The organism is Nocardia sp. NPDC004722, from assembly GCF_053601505.1.
On record NZ_JBSGBY010000790.1, the window covers coordinates 1 to 3291 of the forward strand.

The 3291-nt window shown below is 69.1% G+C and carries 5 protein-coding genes; 2 read left to right on the forward strand and 3 right to left on the reverse strand.

From position 1 onward, the window contains the following. From ACWELQ_RS41870 to ACWELQ_RS41880, 3 genes are all read right to left on the reverse strand, one after another. Positions 1-431: hypothetical protein (locus tag ACWELQ_RS41870; protein WP_452402535.1), on the reverse strand; the 431-nt coding region annotated here is incomplete at its 3' end. Beyond that, positions 428-835 carry a response regulator gene (locus ACWELQ_RS41875; RefSeq protein WP_452402536.1) on the reverse strand — a complete coding sequence of 136 codons (408 nt, stop codon included), beginning with the start codon at positions 833-835 and terminating at the stop codon, positions 428-430. The genes ACWELQ_RS41875 and ACWELQ_RS41870, both read right to left, overlap by 4 nt. Positions 836-876: 41 nt before the next feature. Continuing rightward, on the reverse strand, positions 877-1548 hold the full coding sequence (locus ACWELQ_RS41880) for a response regulator transcription factor (RefSeq protein ID WP_452402537.1): 672 nt from the start codon (positions 1546-1548) through the stop codon (positions 877-879). A gap of 280 nt (positions 1549-1828) precedes the next feature. On the opposite strand from ACWELQ_RS41880, the gene ACWELQ_RS41885 reads away from it, so the two are divergent. Both ACWELQ_RS41885 and ACWELQ_RS41890 read left to right on the forward strand, forming a co-directional pair. Continuing rightward, positions 1829-3124 carry an extracellular solute-binding protein gene (locus tag ACWELQ_RS41885; RefSeq protein WP_452402538.1) on the forward strand — a complete coding sequence of 432 codons (1296 nt, stop codon included), beginning with the start codon at positions 1829-1831 and terminating at the stop codon, positions 3122-3124. 79 nt (positions 3125-3203) lie between these two features. Next, a partial coding sequence (locus tag ACWELQ_RS41890) for a type II 3-dehydroquinate dehydratase (protein ID WP_452402539.1) occupies positions 3204-3291 on the forward strand: 88 nt, incomplete at its 3' end.

A 3291-nucleotide genomic window follows, 5' to 3' on the forward strand; every position in this document is an offset into this window, starting at 1 on the left:
GAGCGCGTTGGTGACCGGGGCCAGCCGGGGGATCGGGTTCGGGGTGGCGGCTGAGTGCCGAGGAAGTAGCGGGGCAGCTGCCGTCGGGGCACGTACGGCGCGGCGCAGATCGCCGGGATCAAGGCGGCCATCTCGTGCACGGGCAGCGTGAGCGGTGACACCCAGGACGCGGCGATCGCGCCCGCCCAGATCAGCGTCGAGAGGGTGGCGACCGCGCGTTCCAGCGCCCCGCGCTCGGCCAGCCGCAGGGCGATCAGGAATCCGAGCGGTTCCATCAGCAGTACGGCGAGCATGCCGAACACCCACACGGTGGGCCGCAGAGCGACCGCGACACAGTTGAGTGCGATGAGCGCGCCGGTGGAGATGATCAGCGCGTAGATCAGCTGCCGCAGCCGCCGCCGCGCCAGCGACCCGGAGGCGTCGGTGTTCACGAGGGTGTCAGCTCGTCCCGGATGCTCCGCAGCAGCTGCGGTCCGAGGGCTTCCTTGTGCACGTAACCTGCTGCGCCGCACTGTGATACCTCGTGGGGGAGATCCGATGTGTCGTAGGTCGACATGAGCCACACCGCCATCCGCGGGTGTGCGGCGCGAATGCGGCGGGTGGCCTCGATGCCGCCCATGCCGGGCATGTTGATGTCCATCAGCACCAGTCCGCTCGCGGCGTCGCGCGTCATGTCGAGGGCTGCCTCGCCACTGTCGGCCTCGCCCGCGATCACGAATCCGGCGGCCGCGGCCACCACGGCGACCGCCGCGCGCCGGAATGCGGGCCGATCGTCGACGATCCACACCGGCACCGGCGCGGTCCCGGCTGCCCCTGGTGTGGTCACCCTTGTCATGGTGCGTCGCGTCCGGGCCGCGGAAAAGGGTGCACGCACCCCTAGCCGGGTCGGGCGGCCAGAAACATCAGGACGGCCGTGACCCGTTGATCGAGGGTCGGGTCGCCGGTGAGCCCGAACTTCGCGAAGATCGAGTTGATGTGCTTCTCGACCGCCCGCTGTGACAGGCAGAGTTGTTGTGCCACCACCCGATTGCTGCCGCCCCCGGCGATCTCGGCGAGCACCTGGCGTTCGCGGGCGGTGAGCCGGGAGACCATATCGTCCTCGCGGCGGCGCGCCAGCAGGGTCTCCACGATGTCGGGATCGAGCACCGAGCCGCCGCCCGCGACCACGTGCACGGCGTTGAGCAGCTGGTCGAAGCGGGCGATGTGTTCCTTGAGCAGGTAGCCGCGCCCGGCGGAGCCGCCGTCGAGCAACCCGGTCGCGTATTGCGGTTCGGCGTAGTGCGACAGCGCGATGACGCCGGTGCCCGGCTGGGTGGTGCGCAGTTGCCGCGCCAGCCGGATGCCCTCGTCGGTGCCGGTGGGCGGCATCCGGATATCGGTGATCAGCACGCTCGGCGCGTGGCGGTGCACCAGGTCGACGGTGGCGTCGTAGTCGGTGGCGATGCCGACCACCTCGATGGTGTCGTCGGTGCTCAGCACCCGTAACACGCTGTCGCGGATCAGCATCGAGTCCTCGGCCACCACGACCGTGATCCCCGTCGTACTCACGGACTCAGGATCCTCCACCGCCGGGTATCGCGCGCGGGTACCGCGGTACTCGAACCCGGGTGCCAGGGCGCCGGGGGTGTGCACACGACCGTCATCAGTGGTGCGGGCAGGCTGCCTCGCGGGTGGGTTCGCGCGGACCATCGGAGGGGCCGGACGGTGGGATGGAGGGGATTCCGCCGTCCGGCATTGCCGCCATTCTCGGTGCGGCGCTGCGCGTTCGGGCGTAGCGTCGCGGGCGTAGGGGAATCGGTGGGGTGCGATATCGGTTTGGGGGCAGGCCATGGCGAGCCGGAGGTCATTTCTCCGCGCGGGTGCCCTGCTGCCGTTATTGGCCGCCTGCACGCCCGATGTGTTCGGCGCGCAATCGGATGCGGTGCGTATCGCGGTGCCCTGGGGCGGCGCCGAATTGGCCGCGTTCCGGAGTGTGACGGGCGCATTGAATTTCGAGCATCGCATCGACATGATTCCGCTCGGCGACGATGTCGGTAGCGTGCTGAGCGCGGGCCGATCCGCGCCCGATATCGTGATTCTGCCCTACATCGGACAGGTGCGCGGTTTCGCCGAACGCGGATGGCTACGGCCGCTGGATGATGCCTGGTGGGCCGAGAAGGGCTGTGCGACAGCGCGTTACATCGATCGCTGGCAAGACTATCTCAGGGTACCGGCGGCCGGGAACCGGCTCTACGGCCTGCCGTTCAAAGCGGCCTGGAAATCGCTGATCTGGTATGACCGGGAAAATCTGGCCGAATGCGGTCTGCCGCCGCCGGCCACCTGGACTCCGGCGGATTGGCCCGGGCTGGTATCGCAGACCGACAGCAAGGGTAAACGGCTGCTCGCGCTGGGGGCCGCCGACGGGTGGATGCTCACCGATTTCTTCGAGAACATGCTGCTGGCCTATTCGCGGGAGGCTTACGCGGGGCTGGTGAATCCGTCGGAACCCGCAGGCCCGAGCGACGATACCCGCAATGCCGTGCGAACCGTCCTGACGATATTGGCCGCGACATGGGGTAAATCCAACGCCTTTTCCGGCGGTATCGGCAAGGCGTTGACGGGTCAGTTTCCCGACGCGGTCCGGGATGTCTTCGACCGCCGTTCCGCCTTGGTCGTGGTCGCGCCGGACTTCGCGGAACCCATTGTGCGAAGCATCATTCGCGACGACGCCACCCTGGTCGACCGGGTCGGTGTGGCCCCGTTTCCCGGCACCGGCGAGCACGCGATCGTCGCCGGTGACGTGATGGTGTTGACGAAATCGGCCCAGGACTCGGGCGCCGCCTTGATCGAGCGGCTCGCCGACTCGCGCACACCGCTGCCGTGGATGCGCGGCCACGGCGGGTTCGGCGCCGCCAACCAGTGCGCACCGCACGAATACACCACCCTGCTCGGTCCTCTCGCCGACCGGTTCGCCGCCTGGACCGAGATCGATCTCGGCGACCGTCTCTCCACCGCCCGCGAGCGAAACGCGTTGTGGCGGGGCCTGACCGACTTCCTCATCGCCCTCGACCACGACGGCGACCACGAGCATGCGGTCACGACCGCGGCCGCGACCATCCTCGCCGTCGAAGCCGGGCGGGCGTGATCCGGCATGACCCTGCGCAGCAACGGCCTCGACCTCGAACTCCGCACCCGGCGGCTGTCGGGCCCACTGGTTCCTGAACATGTTGGGCACGCGCCAGCCCGAGGTGTACGGCTCGGACACCCTCGACGACGTGGTGGAGCTGTGCCGCAAGACCGCGGCACGGTTCA